The organism is Oryzihumus sp. JJN4-3R (genome assembly GCF_057747915.1).
In genome coordinates this window covers 1204426-1223343 of the sequence record NZ_CM173229.1, presented here as the reverse complement: position 1 = coordinate 1223343, position 18918 = coordinate 1204426, and the positions used below count along the sequence as shown (strand labels likewise).

Sequence of the window (18918 nt, the reverse complement as noted above, 5' to 3'; positions counted from 1 at the left end):
CATGAGGGTTCTGGTGGTCGGCTCCGGTGGGGTCGGCGACGCGGTCGCGCGCATCGCGGTCGAGCGTGACTTCTTCGAGCTGATGGTCGTGGCCGACTACGACGAGGCGCGCGCCCGCGCGACCGTCGCGGCTGCGACCGCCCGGCGCGAGGGGGAGTCCCGGCTGGTCGCGGCCCGGGTGGACGCCTCCTCCAGCGGGGCCGTGGCGGCGCTGGCCCTCGAGCACGGCATCACCCACGTCCTCAACGCGGTCGACCCGCGCTTCGTCATGCCGGTGTTCGAGGGCGCACTGGCGGCGGGGGCGGACTACCTCGACATGGCGATGAGCCTGTCCCGCCCGCACCCCGAGCGCCCCTACGCCGAGTCCGGGGTCAAGCTCGGTGACGAGCAGTTCGCCGTGGCCCGGCAGTGGGAGGACGCCGGGCGGCTGGCCCTGGTCGGGATGGGGGTCGAGCCGGGGCTCTCGGACGTCTTCGCGCGTTACGCGGCCGACCACCTGTTCAGCGAGATCGACGAGCTCGGCACCCGTGACGGCGCCAACCTCGTGGTGCGCGACGAGGACGGAAACGAGGTCTTCGCGCCGAGCTTCTCGATCTGGACCACGATCGAGGAGTGCCTCAACCCGCCGGTGGTGTGGGAGAAGGACCGGGGCTGGTTCACCACGCCGCCGTTCAGCGAGCCGGAGGTCTTCGACTTCCCCGAGGGCATCGGGCCGGTGGAGTGCGTCAACGTCGAGCACGAGGAGGTCCTCCTCATGCCGCGCTGGGTCGACGCGAGGCGCGTGACCTTCAAGTACGGCCTCGGTGACGAGTTCATCGGGGTGCTCAAGACCCTGCACACCCTCGGCCTGGACCGCACGGAGAAGGTGCGCGTCGGTGGGGTGGAGGTCTCGCCCCGCGACGTGGTCGCCGCCTGCCTGCCCGACCCGGCCACGATCGGCCCGCGGATGACCGGCAAGACCTGCGCCGGCCTGTGGGTCACCGGCACCGGCAAGGACGGCCGGCCGCGCGAGGTCTACCTGCACCACGTGGTCGACAACGAGTGGGCCATGCGCGAGTACGGCGCCCAGTGCGTGGTGTGGCAGACGGCCATCAACCCGGTCGTGGCGCTGGAGCTGCTGTCCACCGGGGCCTGGTCCGGCTCCGGGGTGCGCGGGCCGGAGTCCTTCGACGCAGTGCCGTTCCTCGACCTGCTCGCCGCGCCCGCGCCCAAGGGCTACGGATCGGCGTGGGGCCAGCAGGACCGGTGACCGGTGTGGTGCCCCACCGGCAGCCGGTGGGGCGCGCCGGAGCGCCGGGGCGGGGGTCAGCCGGCCGTGCGCTCGCGGTCCTCGCGGGCGCGCCGGGCGGCGGCGACCCGGTCGGCGCGCTCGCGCTCCAGCCTGCGGATCGGGTCCTGTGCCTCGTCCAGCGTGGCCGGGCCGAAGACCGTCATGAGGATCCGGCGGACCCTCCAGCCGAACCGGTAGCCCAGGCCGAGGCCCTCGTTCTTGGGGGAGTGCGCCATCGTGTGTCCTGTCCGGAGCCAGCCGTTTGTGGGCTAATGGTTGGTGTACTAACAAAATCCTACCCGCCTCTGGAGGTGCCGTGACCGGCGCACAGGCAGCACCCGGGCTGCGCGACCCGCTCGCCCTGGACCGGCAGGTCTGCTTCGCGCTGTCCGTCGCCTCCCGCAACGTGGTCGCGCTCTACCGGCCCCTGCTGGAGCCGATGGGCCTGACGCACCCGCAGTACCTCGTGATGCTGGCGCTGTGGGAGACCTCCCCGCTATCGGTCAAGCAGCTCAGCGGCCTGCTGGCCCTCGACCCGGCCACCCTGTCGCCGTTGCTGAAGCGGCTCGAGGCCGCGGGCTACGTCAGCCGCGACCGGCACCCCGCCGACGAGCGGTCGCTGGCGGTCACGCTCACCGACTCCGGACGCGCACTGCGCGCGCAGGCCGAGCGCATCCCGCCGGCGGTGGTGGAGCGGCTGGGCATGAGCCTGGACGACCTAGAGGCCCTGCACTCCGCCCTGACCCAGGTCATCGCCGCGACGACACGGGAAGGCGGGCAACCATGAGGTCCTGCAGCCGGAATCCGCTGCGCCCGGGCAGCCCTAGGATCGGGTCATGACCCGGTACGGCCCCCAGTTCGGCCCCGACATCACCTTCCTCGGCGTGCCCCGCTGCGACCTGGACGAGCCCGAGACCTACGCCGACGCCGACGTGGTGATCCTGGGTGCGCCGTTCGACGGCGGCACCTCGCACCGGCCCGGCACGCGCTTCGGCCCGATGGCGATCCGGATGACCGACTACCTGCCGCACGACGGCTCGCGGCCCAGCCTGGCCCTGCGCACCGACGGCCTCGTCGACCTCAAGGTCGTCGACGCCGGCGACGTCGAGATGTACTCCGGGGAGATCGAGAAGGCGCTGCCGGCGCTCGAGGCGGCCGTGGAGAAGGTCGCCCGGGCCGGCAAGATCCCGGTGGTCCTCGGTGGCGACCACTCGATCGCCTACCCCGACGCCAAGGGCGTGGCCAACGTCCTCGGCCACGGCCGGGTCTCCATGCTGCACTTTGACGCCCACGCCGACACCGGTGACATCGAGTTCGGCTCGCTGTGGGGCCACGGCCAGCCGATGCGCCGCCTCATCGAGTCCGGCGCGCTGCGCGGTGACCGCTTCCTGCAGATCGGGCTGCGCGGCTACTGGCCGCCGCCGGAGACGCTGGACTGGATGGCCGGGCACCGGATGCGCTCCTACGAGATGACCGAGATCGGCCAGCGCGGCCTGGAGGAGTGCCTCACCGAGGCCTTCGGTATCGCGACGGACGAGTGTGAGGGCGTGTTCCTGTCGGTGGACATCGACGTGTGCGACCCGGGCCACGCCCCGGGCACGGGCACGCCCGAGCCCGGCGGGCTCTCGGCGCGCCAGCTGCTGGACTCGGTGCGCCGGATCTGCCTGGAGCTGCCCGTCGTCGGCGTCGACGTCGTCGAGGTGAGCCCGCCCTACGACCACGCCGACATCACCGCCGCCCTGGCCAACCGGGTGGTCCTGGAGGCCCTGTCGGCGATCGCCCGCCGGCGCCAGGACGCGCGCGACGGCACCACCTGGGACCCCAGGCAACCCCTGCTCGACGGCCGCTGACCGGGGCAGGCGAGCCCGCGGCATACCGCTTGGACCACCCTGGACGGGGACCGGTCCCGACCCTCCTGAGAGGCTGACACCATGGCAACGACCGACTCCGAGAAGACCCTCATCGACTCCGTGCCCACCGGTCTGTTCGTCGGCGGGCAGTGGCGGGACAGCAGCGACGGCGGCACGATCAAGGTCGAGGACCCTGCCACCGGCGAGGTGCTCACCGAGGTGGCCGCTGCGACCGTCGCCGACGGCACGGCGGCCCTCGACGCGGCAGTCGCGGCGCAGGCCGACTGGGCCGCCACCCCGCCGCGCGACCGCGGCGAGATCCTGCGCAAGGCGTTCGAGGCGATCACCGCCCGCGCCGAGGACTTCGCGACGCTGATGACCCTGGAGATGGGCAAGCCGCTGGCCGAGTCCCGCGGCGAGGTGACCTACGGCGCAGAGTTCTTCCGCTGGTTCGCCGAGGAGGCCGTGCGCATCCACGGTCGCTGGTCCACCGCCCCCAACGGCGCCACCCGGCTGATGACGATGAAGCAGCCGGTCGGCCCGACGCTGATGATCACGCCGTGGAACTTCCCGCTGGCGATGGGCACCCGCAAGATCGGCCCTGCGCTGGCTGCCGGCTGCACCATGGTGGTCAAGCCGGCCTCCCAGACTCCGCTGACGATGCTCGCCCTGGCGGACCTGCTCACCGAGTGCGGTGTCCCCGCCGGGGTCCTCAATGTCATCACCACCAGCCACAGCAGCACCGGCGCCGTCATGGAGCCGCTGATCCGCGACCCGCGGCTGCGCAAGCTGACCTTCACCGGGTCCACCCCGGTGGGAAAGATGCTGGTCGAGCAGTCCGCCGAGCAGCTGCTGCGGGTCTCGATGGAGCTCGGCGGCAACGCGCCGTTCCTCGTCTTCGAGGACGCCGACGTCGACAAGGCGGTGGACGGCGCGATGCTGGCCAAGATGCGCAACATCGGGGAGGCGTGCACCGCCGCCAACCGGTTCCTCGTGCACGAGTCCGTCGCCGAGGAGTTCGCGACCAAGTTCGCGGCGAAGATGTCGGCGCTGACCGTCGGACGCGGCACCGAGGACGGCGTCACCGTCGGCCCGCTCATCGACGACAAGGCCCGCGACAAGGTCAGCGAGCTCGTCGACGAGGCCCGCGGCAAGGGCGCGACGGTGCTCGTCGGCGGTGCGGCGACCGGGGACCGCGGCTACTTCTACCAGCCGACCGTCCTCACCGACGTGCCCACCGACGCGCGGCTGTTCCGCGAGGAGATCTTCGGCCCGGTCGCGCCGATCTCGACCTTCCGCACGGATGACGAGGCGATCGCCCGGGCCAACGACACCGAGTACGGCCTGGTCGCCTACGCGTTCACCGAGAACCTCTCGCGCATGCTCAAGGTCAGCGAGGCCCTCGAGTTCGGCATGGTCGGCATCAACCAGGGCATCGTGTCCAACCCTGCGGCGCCGTTCGGCGGCGTCAAGCACAGCGGCTTCGGCCGTGAGGGCGGCTTCGAGGGCATCGACGAGTACCTCGAGGTCAAGTACGTCGGTATCGCCCCCTGACCCGCCGCCTGCCGTCGCGCAGGTGAGGCGGCGCGCCTTGGCGGCGCGCCGCGCATACCCCGAACGGATGACCCCCTCGGCCCGGTGGCCGAGGGGGTCATCGGGCGTTCGGGCAGTTCTGCCGGGATCACCGGTGGCGCCGGGCGGAGCGGTGCTGCACTGGCGGACATGAGCACCGAACGACTGCAGTCCCTGGCCGATGTGCTGGACCACACCGACTCCGTCCTGCGGGCCGGCTCCGTGGCCGGGGCCCGTGTCTGGCCGACCGGGTTCACCGCCCTGGACAAGGCCCTCTCCGGCGGGCTGCGCTCCGGCGAGCTCGTCCTGCTCGGTGGGCCGCAGGGCCTGGGCAAGACCACGTTCGCGCTGCAGCTGCTGCGCAACGCCGTCGCCGCGGGCCGCTCGGCGGTCTACTTCTCCTTCGAGCACGACACGCACACCCTGCTCGAGCGCCTGATCGCGCTGGAGGCGGCCGAGCGCCACGGCGAGGGGTCGGTGCCGTTGCACCGCGTGCGGGAGGCCTTCGAGGCCCGGCACGGCCAGGCCGAGTCCCTGGAGGACCGGCTCGCCGGGACCCCGGGAGGCCTCGAGGGCGTGCGGGCCCTGCGGGGCTACGGCAACCGCCTCCACGTGCACACCTCCAGCGGCACGCACACCAACCTCGAGGAGCTGCGGCGCACGGCCGAGGAGGTGCGGCGCACCACCGGCGAGGTCCCGCTGATCGTCGTGGACTACCTGCAGAAGGTCGCCGCGCCGGACGCTGCGGCGGCTGAGGAAGCCCGTGTCGAGGCCGTGGTCGAGGGCCTGAAGGACCTCGCCCTCGACCTCGAGCTGCCGGTGCTGGCGATCGTCGCCGCCGACAAGGAGGGCATCACCACGGGCAAGCGGCTGCGCGTGCAGCACCTGCGCGGCTCCTCGGCGCTGGCCTACGAGGCCGACATCGTGCTGCTGATGAACGACAAGTTCGACGTCGTCGCCCGCCACCACCTGCTCTACGACCTCGGCAACGCCAAGGGCTTCCACCGCTGGGTCGTGGTCACCCTGGAGAAGAACCGCAACGGCGTGGACAAGGTGGAGCTGGAGTTCCACAAGAGGTTCGAGCAGAGCCGGTTCGACCCCCAGGGCCGCGAGGTCACCGAGCAGCTGGTCGAGGAGCGCATCTTCGTTGACTAGCCACCAGCCCCCGGGCGCGTTGTTCCGCCTCCTTGCGACGCGCCCGGGTGTCCCCGACTGCCGGGGGTGCGCCCGGACCGCGCACCCCCGGCAGGCAAGAATGGGCCGGTGAGCTCTCCGCGCAGCGTCGTCATCCTTGGGTCCACCGGATCGATCGGCACCCAGGGCCTGGACGTCATCTCCCGCAACCCCGACCGCTTCACCGTGACGGCGCTGACCGCGGGCGGCGGCAACCTCGCGCTGCTGGCGGAGCAGGCCGTGGCCTTCGGGGTCGAGCGGGTCGCTGTCGCCTCCGCCGAGCGGGAGGACGTGGTGGCGGCGGTCGCGGCGGCCGCGACGGCGGCCGGCCGCACGGCATACCGTCCGGAGGTGCTCGTCGGGCCCGACGCCAACACCGTGGTCGCCGGCAATGGCGCGGACGTGGTGCTCAACGGCATCACCGGCTCGATCGGGCTGCGGCCCACCCTCGCCGCGCTCGAGGCCGGGTCCACCCTGGCCCTGGCCAACAAGGAGTCCCTCATCGTCGGCGGGCCGCTGGTCAAGGCCGCCGCCCGACCGGGCCAGATCGTGCCGGTCGACAGCGAGCACAGCGCGCTGGCACAGTGCCTGCGCGGCGGCCGGGCCGAGGAGGTCGCCCGGCTCGTGGTCACCGCGAGCGGTGGCCCGTTCCGCGGGCGCAGCCGCGCCGAGCTGGCCGACGTCACGCCCGAGCAGGCGCTGGCCCACCCGACGTGGGCGATGGGACCGGTCGTGACCACCAACTCGGCCACGCTGGTCAACAAGGGCCTGGAGGTCATCGAGGCCCACCTGCTCTTCGACATCCCCTTCGAGCAGATCGAGGTCGTCGTCCACCCGCAGTCGGTCATCCACTCCATGGTCGAGTTCACCGACGGGTCCACCCTCGCCCAGGCCTCACCGCCCGACATGCGCCTGCCCATCGCGCTCGGCCTGGCCTGGCCCGACCGGGTCCCCGGCGCCTCGGCGCCGTGCGACTGGACGCAGGCGGCGACGTGGGAGTTCTTCCCGCTCGACGACGAGGCCTTCCCGGCCGTGGCCCTGGCGAGGCACGTGGGGACAGAGGGCGCGACGTACCCGGCGGTGTTCAACGCGGCGAACGAGGAGTGCGTCGAGGCCTTCCTCGGCGGGCGGATCCGCTTCACCGACATCGTGGACACCGTCTCGCGGGTGGTCGACGAGCACGTCGTGAACGATCCGGGCGCCTTGAGCGTTGAGTCCGTGCTGCGTGCCGAGTCGTGGGCGCGCAACCGGGCTCGGGAGGTCCTCGGGCTGGCCGAGCGTGAGACGGTGGAGTCGTGAGCTACGTCCTTGGGGTCCTCTTCGTCGCGCTGGGCATCGGCCTGTCCATCGCCCTGCACGAGATCGGGCACCTGGTCCCGGCCAAGAAGTTCGGCGTCAAGGTCACGCAGTACATGGTCGGCTTCGGCCCGACCCTGTGGTCCCGGCACCGCGGCGAGACCGAGTACGGCATCAAGGCGATCCCGCTCGGCGGCTACATCCGGATGATCGGGATGTTCCCGCCCAAGCCCGGTGACGACCCGACCAAGCTGCGGGCGTCGACCACTGGCCGCTGGAGCCAGATGATGGACCAGGCCCGGCAGGACTCCCTGGAGGAGGTCCAGCCCGGCGACGAGGACCGCGTCTTCTACAAGCTGCCCGTGCGCAAGAAGGTCGTCGTCATGCTCGGCGGCCCGACGATGAACCTGCTCATCGCCGTTGCGCTGATCACCGGCATCGTCACCCTCAACGGCATCCCCACCGAGACCTCGCGGGTCGGGCTGGTCCAGGAGTGCGTGCAGACGGTGAGCAGCACGGCCTCCTCGCAGCCCACGGCGTGCGCCGCGACCGACCCGGTGGCCCCGGCCAACAAGGCCGGCCTGAAGCCGGGCGACCGGATCGTGCGCATCGACGGGCGAGCGGTCTCGACGTTCGACGACGTGCGCGGGGCCATCCGGACCCACGGCGGCAAGCCGCTGGCCCTGGTCGTCGAGCGCGACGGCGTGCGCCGGGCCGTGACGGTCACCCCGCTGCTCACCGACCGGCCCAAGGTCGACGACAACGGCAAGCTCCTCACCGATGCCTCGGGCAAGGTCCTCACCGAGCGGGTCGGCTTCGTCGGCATGGGCGGCTCGGTCGAGACCGTGCGCCAGCCGGTGACCGCCGTGCCCGCCCTGGTCGGCAGCCAGCTCGGTGCGACGGCCGGCGTGATCCTGAAGATCCCGCAGAAGATGGCCGGCGTCGCGCAGGCGGCGTTCGGCTCCGGCCCGCGCGACCCCAACGGTCCGATGTCGGTCGTGGGCGTCGGCCGGGTGGCCGGCGAGGTCGCCAGCGGCGAGGTCCGGGGCTTCGGCGGGTCGGTCGGCAACATCCTCATCTTCGAGCTCGGCCTGCTCGCCTCTCTGAACATGGCGCTGTTCGTCTTCAACCTGATCCCGCTGCTGCCGCTGGACGGCGGGCACGTCGCCGGTGCGCTGTGGGAGGGCCTCAAGCGCGCCATCGCCCGCGTCCGCCGCCGCCCCAACCCGGGCTACGTCGACGTCGCCAAGGCGCTGCCGGTGGCGTATGCCGTGTCCTCGGTCCTCATCGTCATGTCGGCCCTGCTGATCTACGCCGACGTGGTCAACCCGATCAAGATCGGCGGCTGACTCCGCCTCTCACCGACTGAGACGGGTGGGGGATACTGCGGGCATGACGGTTTCGCTCGGAATGCCTGCCACCCCGCCGCCGGTCGTCGCCCCGCGGCGCAAGTCGCGCAAGATCAAGGTCGGCAAGGTGGAGGTCGGCGGTGACGCCCCGATCTCGGTGCAGTCGATGTGCACCACCCCCACCACGGACGTCAACGCGACGCTCCAGCAGATCGCCGAACTGACCGCGACCGGCTGCGACATCGTGCGCGTGGCCTGCCCGAGCCAGGACGACGCCGACGCGCTGCCCGAGATCGCCAGGCACTCCCAGATCCCGGTCATCGCCGACATCCACTTCCAGCCGAAGTACGTCTACAAGGCGATCGAGGCCGGCTGCGCGGCGGTGCGGGTCAACCCCGGCAACATCCGCAAGTTCGACGACCAGGTCAAGCAGATCGCCCGCGAGGCCAAGGACGCCGGCGTCTCGATCCGGATCGGCGTCAACGCCGGCTCGCTCGACCCGCGCCTGCTGGAGAAGTACGGCAAGCCCACGGCCGAGGCGCTGGTGGAGTCGGCCGTCTGGGAGGCCTCGCTGTTCGAGGAGCATGACTTCCACGACTTCAAGATCTCGGTCAAGCACAACGACCCGGTGGTCATGGTGCAGGCCTACGAGATGCTCGCCCAGCGCGGCGACTGGCCGCTGCACCTCGGGGTGACCGAGGCCGGCCCGGCGTTCCAGGGCACGATCAAGTCCTCGGTGGCCTTCGGTGCGCTGCTGGCCAAGGGCATCGGCGACACCATCCGTGTCTCCCTCTCGGCCCCGCCGGTGGAGGAGGTCAAGGTCGGCAACGCGATCCTGCAGTCGCTGAACCTGCGCCCGCGCAAGCTCGAGATCGTCTCCTGCCCGTCCTGCGGTCGCGCCCAGGTCGACGTCTACACCCTCGCCGACCAGGTGACCGCCGGCCTGGAGGGCCTGGAGGTCCCGCTGCGCGTCGCGGTCATGGGCTGCGTCGTCAACGGCCCGGGCGAGGCCCGCGAGGCCGACCTCGGCGTCGCCTCCGGCAACGGCAAGGGCCAGATCTTCGTCAAGGGCGAGGTCATCAAGACCGTCCCCGAGGCCAAGATCGTCGAGACCCTGATCGAGGAGGCCATGCGCATCGCGGAGTCGATGGGTGAGCCCGTCGACGGCGAGTCCGCCGGCAGCCCCACCGTCACCGTGAGCTGAAACCACACGGCGCCTGACCGGGCGGTCCCGCACCCGCGGGGCCGCCCGGTCTGCGTGCCGGCGGGTCCGCGCCTCAGGCGGGCAGCCGGCGGCGGCCGGCGAAGCCGAGGTCGCTGCGGTGGTACCAGTGCAGTCCCTGGTCGCCCTCGAGCCAGCACAGCAGCACGGGCACGCCGTCGAGCTCGGAGGGGAAGTCGAGCAGCAGCGGCGCCAGGCCCTTGAGCTCCGCGCCGGTCTGCTGCACCCGGGTCATCAGGTCGTCGAGCCGGGCCTGCGCGGCCTTGAGCTCGGGCAGCCCGCCCAGGGTGGTGGGCCGGCCGCCGGGCATGGTGGCGGTGGCGAGCTCGGCGGCGTCCGCGCGCAGCGCCACGATCTCGGCGAGCACGGGGCCCAGGTCGGCGAGCTCGGCGCGCGCCTCCTCCACGGTGAACAGGCTCATGCGCCCCAGCCTCGCAGCAGGTCCTCGGCGCCGGCGAGGTCGGCCATGACCTCGGCCACGGACCGCTCCCGCTGCATCATCCCGACGCCCTGCCCGGCGTAGACGTAGCCCACGTCGAGGTCCTGGTCGCGGCGCGCGCGGGCCAGCTCGTCGGCCGCCGCGTCGTCGGCCGCGAGCTCGTCCTCGCGCCCCTCCCAACGGTCGAAGAACGCGTTGCGCAGCGCCCTCCCGCCGTACTCCGGCGGCCAGCCCAGCCGCTGGGCCACGTCGAAGACCCGCCCGTATGCCGTGTCCGCCTCCGTCGCGGCCAGCAGCCGCTCGCGGGCGGCCGGGGCCGTGTCGGCCTCCGGGCAGGTGAGGAACGCGGTGCCGACCCAGGCGCCGGCCGCGCCGGCGGCGAGCACTGCCGCCAGGCCGCGCGCGGTGCCGACGCCGCCGGCGGCCACCACCGGGGTCGCGACCCGGTCGAGCACCGCCTGGAGCAGGGGCAGGGTGCCCACGTCGGCCCGGCCGTGACCGCCGCCCTCGGCGCCGCGAGCGACGACCAGGTCGACCCCCGCGTCCTCCGCCTCGAGGGCCTCCTGCACCGTGCCGGCCTGGGTGGCGACGCGGATCCCGTTGTCCTGCAACGTCCGGACCGCGTCGCCGTAGTGACCGAAGCTGACCGAGACCAGCGACGGCTGCGCGGCGATGACCGCCTCCAGCTGCTCGGGCCGATCGGGCAGCACCCACGCCATGAGGCCGACGCCCCAGGGGCGCCCGGGCTCGGAGGCGATCCGCGACTGCTCGCTGATCCACGTCGGCGTCGCGGCGCCACCGGCCCCGATCATCCCGAGCCCGCCGGCGGCGGACACCGCAGCCGCCAGCCGGCCGGACCCGGCGCCGGCCATCGGCGCGCCGATGACGGGCACCCCCACCCCGAACGTCTCGGTCAGCCAGGTCCTCAGCACCGCGATCTCCTCCCTGCAGGTCGTCGGGCACCATCCTCCTCCCGGCCGGCACAGCCGCTGCAAGGGCACGACCCGGTGCCCACGCGCAGGTTCGTCACACCGGACCGGAAACGTCTGCGGACAACTGTGACGAACCTGCGCTGCGGGCTGCGGGCTGCGGGCTGCGGGCTCCGGGCTCCGGGCGGGGTGCAGGTGCTGGCCCGCCAGGACCGGCTGGTCTGGGGGAGGGGCGTCTCGGATGGTGAGCGGAGAGGCCATCCGGTTATTAGCCAACGTTTGGCGTCCTATAACGTCACGTTTTGTGAGGAGCAACCCCTGGACGCCGGCCCCGTTGAGGTGTCGGTAGCCGCGCACCCGGGTCGGCCGACCCGGGAAGGCGCGGCCACGCCGGCATACGCCGCCTCGCCCCGGATCCTGCTCCACCGGCAGCACACCTGACCGCCGACGCGCCCATCGCGTCCGCGCGGCTGCCTGCCCGCCACACTTGACGCCCGAAGGAAGACCCATGCCCACCAAGCGTTTCCGTGTCATCACCGCTGCCGCCGCGACGCTCGTCGCCGCCGCCTCGCTGACGGCGTGCGGCCCGACCAAGGCCAGTGCCGACAACCCCTATGCCCTGCAGCAGCCGGGGACCCTGCGCGTCGGCACGCTCACCGACGCGCCGCCGAACGTCTACCTCAAGGACGGCAAGTTCACCGGCTTCGACAACGACCTGCTCACCGCGGTCGCGAAGAAGCTGGACCTCAAGGTCGAGTTCGTCGGCACCGACTTCTCCGCGCTGCTCGCGCAGGTCAAGAGCGGCAAGTTCGACCTCGGCTCCTCCTCGATCACCATCACCGACGCGCGCAAGAAGACCGTCGACTTCACCAACGGCTACGACTTCGGCTACTTCGGCCTCGATGTGCCCCAGGGCTCCCCGATCAAGGGCTTCGACCAGCTGAAGGGCAAGCGCGTCGCGGTGGTGCAGGGCACGGTCCAGGACGACTACGCCAGCAAGAACGGCCTGGACCCGGTGCGCGTCCCCGACTACAACAGCGCGCTCAACCAGCTCAAGGCCGGCACCGCCCAGGCGTGGATCGCCCCCGCCGAGATCGGCGACAAGAGCGCGAAGGACAGCGGCGGCAAGGTCGTCCTGGCGCAGAAGCAGCTCAGCCCCGCGCCGACCGCGTTCGCCATCGCCCACGGCAACCCCACGCTGCTCGCAGCCCTGAACAAGGCCCTCGACGAGGTCATCGCCGACGGCACCTGGAGCCGGCTCCAGGCGAAGTACTACCCGGGCCGCACCATCCCGGCCGACTTCAAGCCTGGCAGCGGCGCGGTCGCGGTCAAGGCCGCCCAGGCCGGCTGACCGGCCCCGCCACCACCCACCGGACATGACACGAGGGGAGGGCCGGGAGGCCTCATGGACATCCTGACGACGCTCTGGCAGACGTTCTTCGACGTCGACGCGATGCGGCAGGCGCTGCCCGACCTGCTGACGGTCGGACTGCCCAACACGCTGCTCCTGGCCCTCACCGCGGCGGTGCTCGGCACCGTCCTGGGCATGCTGCTGGCGGTGGCCGGGCTGTCCCACAGCCGCTGGCTGCGCTGGCCGGCCCGGGTGTGGACCGACGTGTTCCGCGGGCTGCCCGCCGCTGTGACGATCCTGCTGATCGGCGTCGGGCTGTCCCCGCTGGGCCTGCAGGTCTGGGGCCCCAACCCCTACCCGCTCGGTATCCTCGCGCTGTCGCTGATCGCCTCGGCCTACATCGGCGAGATCTTCCGCTCCGGCATCCAGTCGGTCGAGGCCGGCCAGCTCGAGGCTGCGCGCGCGCTCGGCTTCAGCCGCCCGGCGGGCATGCGCCTGGTCGTCATCCCGCAGGGCGTCCGGCGCGTGCTGCCGGCGCTGGTGAACCAGCTCATCGCCCTCATCAAGGAGAGCTCGCTGGTCTACTTCCTGGGCCTGCTCGCCAGCCAGCGCGACCTGTTCCGCATCGGCCAGGACCAGGCGGCGAACACCGGTAACGAGTCGACGCTGCTGCTGGCCGGGCTGCTCTACCTGCTCATCACCATCCCGCTGACCCACGCCGTCAACGCCATCGACCGCCGGCTGCGCGAGGGGCGGCGCGAGGCCGCCGGCGGTGCGGCCGGCGTGGAGCAGGACCTGCCGGTCGCCGTCACCCAGGAGGCCCACTGATGACCACCGCCACGACGTCCACCCCCACCTCGGGGCGTGCCGCGGTCAGCGTCGCCACCCGCGACGTGCACCTGTCCTTCGGCGCCAACCCCGTGCTGCGCGGGATCGACCTCGAGGTCCCGGCCGGCTCGGCCACCTGCGTCATCGGCCCCTCCGGCTCGGGCAAGTCGACCCTGCTGCGGGTGGTCAACCGCCTGCTCGAGCCGGACCGCGGCGACGTCCTGCTCGACGGGCGCAGCGTGCTGGGCGAGGACCCGGACGCCCTGCGGCAGCGCGTCGGCATGGTCTTCCAGCACTTCAACCTGTTCCCGCACAAGAGCGTCCTCGCCAACGTCACCCTCGGCCTGCGCAAGCTGCGCGGTATGCCGTCCGAGCGGGCTCGCGAGGTCGCCCTCCACCACCTCGACCAGGTGGGGCTCAAGGACAAGGCCGAGGTCCGCCCGGGCCGCCTCTCCGGCGGCCAGCAGCAACGGGTCGCCATCGCCCGCGCCCTGGCCATGGGCCCGGAGGTGATGCTCTTCGACGAGGCCACGTCGGCACTGGACCCCGAGCTGGTCAAGGGCGTCCTCGCCACGATGGCCGACCTCGCGGCCACCGGCATGACGATGCTCGTGGTCACCCACGAGATGGGCTTCGCCCGCGAGGTGGCCGACCGGGTCGCCTTCATGGACGCGGGCCGCGTGGTCGAGGCGGGCCGACCGGAGCAGCTCTTCGACGCGCCGGAGAGCCCACGCCTGCAACGGTTCCTGTCCCAGGTCCTGTGAACGGGCACGTCCCTGTTCCGGGCTCCGCCCCGGCCGGGTGACGCCGCTCCGCGCTGACGGCGGCACAGGGGCCTCAGCCGAGCTGGCGGTCCAGGTTGTACGCGGCGCTGACCAGGGCCAGGTGCGTGAAGGCCTGGGGGAAGTTGCCGAGCTGCTCGCCGGTCGGCCCGATCTCCTCCGAGTACAGGCCGAGGTGATTCGCGTAGGTCAGCATCTTCTCGAAGGCCAGCTGGGCCTGGTTCAGTCGCCCGGCCCGGGCAAGCGCCTCCACCCACCAGAACGAACACATCGAGAAGGTCGCCTCCTGGCCGGCGAGGCCGTCGGGGGAGGTGTCGGCGCGGTAGCGGTAGACCAGGCTGTCGGAGACCAGCTCCTCGCCGATGGCGTCCAGCGTGGAGAGCCAGCGCGGGTCGGTGGGTGCGATGAACTTGCAGAGCGGCATGAGCAGCACGGAGGCGTCGAGCCTGTCGGTCTGGAAGTGCTGGACGAACGCCTGGCGACCGGGATGCCACCCACGCTCGATGATCTGGGTGTAGATCCGGTCGCGGACGGCCATCCAGCGCAGCAGGTCGACGGGCAGTCCACGGTGAAGAGCGACCCGGATCGCGCGTTCGACGGCCACCCAGCTCATCAGACGGGAGTGGGTGAAGTCCTGGCGGCCGGCGCGGGTCTCCCAGATTCCCTCGTCGGCCTGGTCCCAGTGCTCGATCAGCCACTCGAGGCTGCGGGTGAGCTCGGTCCAGCCCTCCTGGTAGATCGGCAGCCCGTGCTTGTCGCACAGGTAGAGGGAGTCCATCAGCTCGCCGTAGATGTCCAGCTGGAGCTGGCTTGCCGCGGCGTTCCCGATGCGCACCGGGGCCGAGCCCATGTAGCCCTCCAGGTGGGCAAGCTCCTCCTCGGGCAGGTCCGCGCGACCGTCGATGCCGTACATGATCTGCAGCGGCCCGGACTCCCGGTCGCCGCCGGCGCGCACGCGACCCTCCAGCCACTGCATGAACGCGGCTGCCTCCTCGGTGAACCCGAGCCTGAGCAGCGCGTAGAGGGAGAACGCCGAGTCGCGCATCCAGGTGTAGCGGTAGTCCCAGTTGCGCGAGCCCCCGATCTGTTCGGGCAGGCTGGTGGTGGGGGCGGCCACGATGGCGCCGGTGGGGGCGTAGGTGAGCAGCTTGAGGGTCAGTGCCGAGCGGTGCACCGTCTCTCGCCAGCGTCCGCCGTAGCGCGAGCGGCTCAGCCAGTTCCGCCAGTACGCCACGGTCGCGTCGAAGGCAGTGGCGATGTCGTCGTCGGTCCACGGCTCCGGCATGCGTCCGGGGTCAAGGCGCTCCAGCACGAAGGCGGCCGTCTCGCCTGCGCGGACACTGAGGTGGGCCCGGACGTCGCGGCCGTCGACGATGTCCAGCGGGCAGCCTGTCGAGAGGCCCAGCTCCAGCTGGGGCGAGTGGAACAGCGCGCCGTGCGGGTGGAGCACCACCTCGTGGTTGGCGCGCGCGTAGTCGAAGCGCGGGGCCACCTCGACGAGGAAGTCCATCCGGCCGCGCACGACGAGTATCCGACGGATCACGCGGTGGCGGTGCGCCGCCGCCCCCGCGCGGGCAGGAGGCATGAAGTCATGCACCTCGCCCACTCCGCCGGGTGTCAGGAAGCGGGTGATGAGCACGTTGGTGTCGGGCAGGTACAGCTGCTTCGAGGTCCAGCCGCCTCCTTCGGGTGCGATGCGGAACAGGCCGCCGCGGTCGGCGTCGAGGAGCGCGGCGAAGACGCTCGGTGAGTCGAAGCGTGGGCAGCAGTACCAGTCGATCGTGCCGTCGGTCCCGACGAGCGCGACGGTGTGCAGGTCACCGATGACGCCGTGCTCAGCGATGGGGAGGTAACGCCCCCGGTCGACCCGGTCGATGACGGCGCTCGCCACAGGGGCGGTCGGGAGGTCGGGAGCCATCGGGTTCACCTCTCCCCGGCTACGGCACCAGCACGATCTTGCCCTTCGCCGCCGACTGCGCGAGCAGCTCGTGCGCGTGCCGCGCCTCGGACAGCGGCAGACGCTCGGCCACGACCGGGTGGACCTTGTCCGCGCGGAGCAGCTCGAGCAGCACGGTCATGTCCTCGCGGAACCACTCGGGGTTGCGGGGACCACCACCCACCAGCCGTGCCGGACGGCGTCCGGCCACCGGCAGCCACTGCCGGCTGTCGCGCAGTCTCTGGATCCGGTAGGCCATCACCCGCCGGCGAGGATCCAGCAGCCCCCACAGCGAGACGGCCGCGGTCGTCCCGTACCACTCGGCCCAGCCCGCGGCCCACCGTCGCCAGCTGCTGCGCCCTCGCTCGAGCATGGCGTAGTGGCCGTACACGATCAGCCGCCCGCCAGGTCGCAGTGCGCGGAAGGAGCGCAGCGACGTCGGGCCGCCGATCCCGTCCAGCACGACGTCCACGCCGTCACCGGTCAGCTCCCGCACCCGTACCAGGAAGTCCTCGTTGCGGTAGTCGATCGCCACGGCGCCGAGGCGCTCCACGGCGGCGCAGTCAACCGCGGCCGCGGTGCCGTAGAGGCGCAGCCCGGCCAGTGCTCCGAGCTCGAGGACTGCGACACCCACCCGGCCGGCCGCGCCGTGCACGAGCAAGGACTCGCCGCTGCGCACCTTCGCCAGGCGGTGCAGCATCTGGTAGGCGGTCCCATAGGTCAATACCAGGCCCACGGCCTCAGCCGGGTCCAGGTCCGCGGGAACCTCGACCACCTCCGACTCCGGCACACAGACGTACTCCGCGTAGGCGCCGTAGGCGGTCAGCGCGGCGACCCGGTCGCCCGTCCGCAGCCTCCTGCAGCCCGGGCCGAGCTCGTCGACGACACCGACCAGCTCATAACCCGGTGTGAACGGTGGTCTCGGCACCCCGAGGTAGGTACCGGCGCGCAGCTGCGCGTCCGTCAAGGACACGCCCGCCGCCAGGACCCTGACACACACCTCGCCCGGGCCGGGTCGCGGCTTGTCGTCGTCCACCACGCGCAAGACCTCGGGCCCGCCGAAGCGCTCAACCACGACTCGCTTCATCGCTCTGACACCTCCCAGCGGTTGGGCAGGGGTCTCGGCCGAGGGACTTCGGCCGAGGCCTCCGCCGACTGCTGCTACGCCACCTGCATACTCCTCGTCGGGACATGCCCCCACAGGGCGAACGTCCCGAGCCCGCAGGCCGTCAGACACGTCGCCGGGTCGGCCCCCCGTGACGCGCTCCGGCGGTCAGGCCAGGGCGCGGGCCGCGTCCAGGGACGGCAGGTGGTCGACCACGCAGGCGTAGTAGCGCATGGCGAGCACGCCGTCAGTCCGGTCGACGCTGCCCTCGCCCACGGCGATCACCGTGTTCAGCCACTGGTACCTCTCGTCGTCGGTCCGGAAGAGCATGACGTGGACCCCGCTGCCGTCGGTGATGGAGGACAACCCGGCGAGGCTGAACAGCACGAAGCCGCCGTCGCCCACGTCCACCGTGCCCCGGGCGTCGGGGAACGCGTACCCGCCCCGGAGCCGCGGGTAGTTGGACCACCGGGCCGTGCCGGAGAGCCGTCCGGAGAGGACACCGGTGCCCTGGCCGTAGACCTGTCCGTCGCCGCCGGCGGCGGAGCTGACCTCGTGCAACAGGTCGTAGTGCCAGTCGGCATCGAAGAGGTGGTCGAGTCTCATGGTGTGCCTCCCGCCGGCCGGGCGCCCCGGCCCTCAGCCCCTGCCCCCTCCCATGGTCGCCCCGCGCCGAGAGGGCGTACAGACCTCGGTCCGCAGCCGGCTCCGGCACGGGCTCGACCCGGCCACGCGCGTCCCGGCCTGACCCGCATGCTGCCCGGCGTGGCGGTGAACACCATGGAAGCGGTCGACACCGGGCCCGGGTGAAGGCACGCTGGAGGCGTGCTGCGCACCCAGACCCCGGTCCGCGCCTTGACGGTCAGCGACCGGGACGAGGCGCTGGAGGTGTGCGCCCGTGATGCCGCCACCAACGTCTTCGTCGCCGCCCGCATCCTCGAGGGCGCCCTGGCCACGTCGCCGGGCAGCCTGCTCGGCTACTCCGACGGCACGGCGCTGACCGCGCTGTGCTGGGCGGCGGCCAACCTCGTGCCCGTCGAGGCCGACGACCTGGCGGTGGCGGCGTTCGCCACGAAGGTCCGTCGGTGGCGGCGCCAGTGCTCCTCGTTGTTCGGCCCGGCCGACGCGGTCCACGCCCTCTGGCACGAGCTCGGCCCCCACTGGGGCCCGGCCCGCGCGGTGCGGGGCCACCAGCCGATGATGTCGCTGGGTGGCCCGCTCGCCCCGGGCGTGGTCCCTGACCCCGGGGTCCGCCGCGCCCGGCTGGACGAGGTCGACCTCGTCGTGCCGGCCGCCGCCGCGATGTTCACCGACGAGATCGGCTACCCGCCCTACTGGGGCTCCGACGCGGCATACCGGCAGTCCATCGCGTCCCTCATCTCCAGGGGGCACACGTTCGTGCGGGTCGAGGACGGCGAGGTCGTCTTCAAGGCGGACGTGGGGTCGGTGGCCCTGGGCGTCGCCCAGATCCAGGGCGTCTGGCTGGCGCCGCGGCTGCGCGGCCAGGGCCTGGCCGAGCCGGCCATGGCCGCGGTGGTCGAGACCGTCCGCCAGGAGGTCGCCCCCCTGGTCACGTTGTACGTCAACGACTTCAACGCCGCCGCGCGCGCCACCTACCGCCGGGTCGGCTTCACCGAGGTCGGCAGCTTCGCCACCGTCCTGCTCTGAGCGACGCACGCTCCGGCGCTCGGCCGGTATGAGGGGCGCCCGTCCTAACTGACGAGGCCCACCCGGGGCCGGCTCACCTCTGGAGGGGAACCACGGTCACCGGGGGCGGACGAGCGTGGGGCCTGTTCGACGCCACCGACGGTGGGGG

18 protein-coding genes are annotated in these 18918 nt (G+C 72.4%); 12 read left to right on the top strand and 6 right to left on the bottom strand.

Annotation, left to right across the window (positions count from 1 at the left end; all coding sequences use genetic code 11):
- Nucleotide 1: 1 nt before the first annotated feature.
- Complete coding sequence (locus AC3ANM_RS05475; RefSeq protein ID WP_488287135.1) at nucleotides 2-1249, top strand: saccharopine dehydrogenase family protein; 1248 nt, start codon at nucleotides 2-4, stop codon at nucleotides 1247-1249.
- Nucleotides 1250-1305: 56 nt separating this feature from the next.
- Here the strand turns inward: AC3ANM_RS05475 and AC3ANM_RS05470 are convergent, their stop codons facing one another.
- Entirely contained in the window at nucleotides 1306-1506 is a 201-nt protein-coding gene (locus tag AC3ANM_RS05470) for a hypothetical protein (RefSeq protein WP_488287134.1), read from the bottom strand.
- Between the two features lie 80 nt (nucleotides 1507-1586).
- Between AC3ANM_RS05470 and AC3ANM_RS05465 the strand changes: the two genes are divergently transcribed.
- The 7 genes from AC3ANM_RS05465 (at nucleotide 1587) to ispG (ending at nucleotide 9714) form a co-directional block, all read left to right on the top strand.
- The gene (locus AC3ANM_RS05465) at nucleotides 1587-2057 is read left to right on the top strand and encodes a MarR family winged helix-turn-helix transcriptional regulator (RefSeq protein ID WP_488287133.1); all 471 of its coding nucleotides are present in this window, start codon (nucleotides 1587-1589) and stop codon (nucleotides 2055-2057) included.
- Nucleotides 2058-2106: 49 nt separating this feature from the next.
- Complete coding sequence (gene speB / locus AC3ANM_RS05460; RefSeq protein ID WP_488287132.1) at nucleotides 2107-3120, top strand: agmatinase; 1014 nt, start codon at nucleotides 2107-2109, stop codon at nucleotides 3118-3120.
- Nucleotides 3121-3201: 81 nt separating this feature from the next.
- Entirely contained in the window at nucleotides 3202-4674 is a 1473-nt protein-coding gene (locus tag AC3ANM_RS05455; protein WP_488287131.1) for an NAD-dependent succinate-semialdehyde dehydrogenase, read from the top strand.
- Between the two features lie 168 nt (nucleotides 4675-4842).
- Nucleotides 4843-5847: a DnaB-like helicase C-terminal domain-containing protein gene (locus AC3ANM_RS05450; protein WP_488287130.1), complete on the top strand. Its 1005-nt coding sequence runs from the start codon at nucleotides 4843-4845 to the stop codon at nucleotides 5845-5847.
- Nucleotides 5848-5955: 108 nt separating this feature from the next.
- Nucleotides 5956-7164, top strand: coding sequence for a 1-deoxy-D-xylulose-5-phosphate reductoisomerase (gene dxr, locus AC3ANM_RS05445; protein WP_488287129.1), 1209 nt, complete (start codon nucleotides 5956-5958; stop codon nucleotides 7162-7164).
- Nucleotides 7161-8510: a M50 family metallopeptidase gene (locus tag AC3ANM_RS05440; protein WP_488287128.1), complete on the top strand. Its 1350-nt coding sequence runs from the start codon at nucleotides 7161-7163 to the stop codon at nucleotides 8508-8510. The genes dxr and AC3ANM_RS05440 overlap by 4 nt, the downstream gene beginning before the upstream one ends.
- 43 nt (nucleotides 8511-8553) lie before the next feature.
- Nucleotides 8554-9714, top strand: a complete 1161-nt coding sequence (ispG, locus tag AC3ANM_RS05435; protein ID WP_488287127.1) for a flavodoxin-dependent (E)-4-hydroxy-3-methylbut-2-enyl-diphosphate synthase — start codon at nucleotides 8554-8556, stop codon at nucleotides 9712-9714.
- A 73-nt stretch (nucleotides 9715-9787) separates the two neighbouring features.
- Here the strand turns inward: ispG and AC3ANM_RS05430 are convergent, their stop codons facing one another.
- Both AC3ANM_RS05430 and AC3ANM_RS05425 read right to left on the bottom strand, forming a co-directional pair.
- Nucleotides 9788-10153, bottom strand: coding sequence for a DUF2203 domain-containing protein (locus tag AC3ANM_RS05430; protein WP_488287126.1), 366 nt, complete (start codon nucleotides 10151-10153; stop codon nucleotides 9788-9790).
- On the bottom strand, nucleotides 10150-11103 hold the full coding sequence (locus AC3ANM_RS05425; protein WP_488287125.1) for an NAD(P)H-dependent flavin oxidoreductase: 954 nt from the start codon (nucleotides 11101-11103) through the stop codon (nucleotides 10150-10152). The genes AC3ANM_RS05430 and AC3ANM_RS05425 overlap by 4 nt, the downstream gene beginning before the upstream one ends.
- A 505-nt stretch (nucleotides 11104-11608) precedes the next feature.
- On the opposite strand from AC3ANM_RS05425, the gene AC3ANM_RS05420 reads away from it, so the two are divergent.
- The 3 genes from AC3ANM_RS05420 to AC3ANM_RS05410 are packed head-to-tail and all read left to right on the top strand — an operon-like array spanning nucleotide 11609 to nucleotide 14043.
- Entirely contained in the window at nucleotides 11609-12451 is an 843-nt protein-coding gene (locus AC3ANM_RS05420) for an ABC transporter substrate-binding protein (RefSeq protein WP_488287124.1), read from the top strand.
- Between the two features lie 54 nt (nucleotides 12452-12505).
- On the top strand, nucleotides 12506-13279 hold the full coding sequence (locus tag AC3ANM_RS05415; protein ID WP_488287123.1) for an amino acid ABC transporter permease: 774 nt from the start codon (nucleotides 12506-12508) through the stop codon (nucleotides 13277-13279).
- Complete coding sequence (locus AC3ANM_RS05410) at nucleotides 13279-14043, top strand: amino acid ABC transporter ATP-binding protein (RefSeq protein ID WP_488287122.1); 765 nt, start codon at nucleotides 13279-13281, stop codon at nucleotides 14041-14043. Before AC3ANM_RS05415 ends, AC3ANM_RS05410 begins: the two co-directional genes overlap by 1 nt.
- Before the next feature lie 73 nt (nucleotides 14044-14116).
- Here the strand turns inward: AC3ANM_RS05410 and AC3ANM_RS05405 are convergent, their stop codons facing one another.
- The 3 genes from AC3ANM_RS05405 to AC3ANM_RS05395 all read right to left on the bottom strand — a co-directional run bounded on the left by AC3ANM_RS05405 (nucleotide 14117) and on the right by AC3ANM_RS05395 (nucleotide 17708).
- Nucleotides 14117-15979 carry a glycoside hydrolase family 15 protein gene (locus tag AC3ANM_RS05405; RefSeq protein ID WP_488287121.1) on the bottom strand — a complete coding sequence of 621 codons (1863 nt, stop codon included), beginning with the start codon at nucleotides 15977-15979 and terminating at the stop codon, nucleotides 14117-14119.
- Between the two features lie 19 nt (nucleotides 15980-15998).
- Entirely contained in the window at nucleotides 15999-17084 is a 1086-nt protein-coding gene (locus AC3ANM_RS05400; RefSeq protein WP_488287120.1) for a medium chain dehydrogenase/reductase family protein, read from the bottom strand.
- A 186-nt stretch (nucleotides 17085-17270) separates the two neighbouring features.
- Nucleotides 17271-17708 (bottom strand): hypothetical protein, encoded by a 438-nt coding sequence (locus tag AC3ANM_RS05395; RefSeq protein WP_488287119.1) that lies wholly within the window; start codon nucleotides 17706-17708, stop codon nucleotides 17271-17273.
- Between the two features lie 219 nt (nucleotides 17709-17927).
- Between AC3ANM_RS05395 and AC3ANM_RS05390 the strand changes: the two genes are divergently transcribed.
- Nucleotides 17928-18770, top strand: coding sequence for a GNAT family N-acetyltransferase (locus AC3ANM_RS05390; RefSeq protein WP_488287118.1), 843 nt, complete (start codon nucleotides 17928-17930; stop codon nucleotides 18768-18770).
- The last annotated feature ends 148 nt before the right edge of the window (nucleotides 18771-18918 follow it).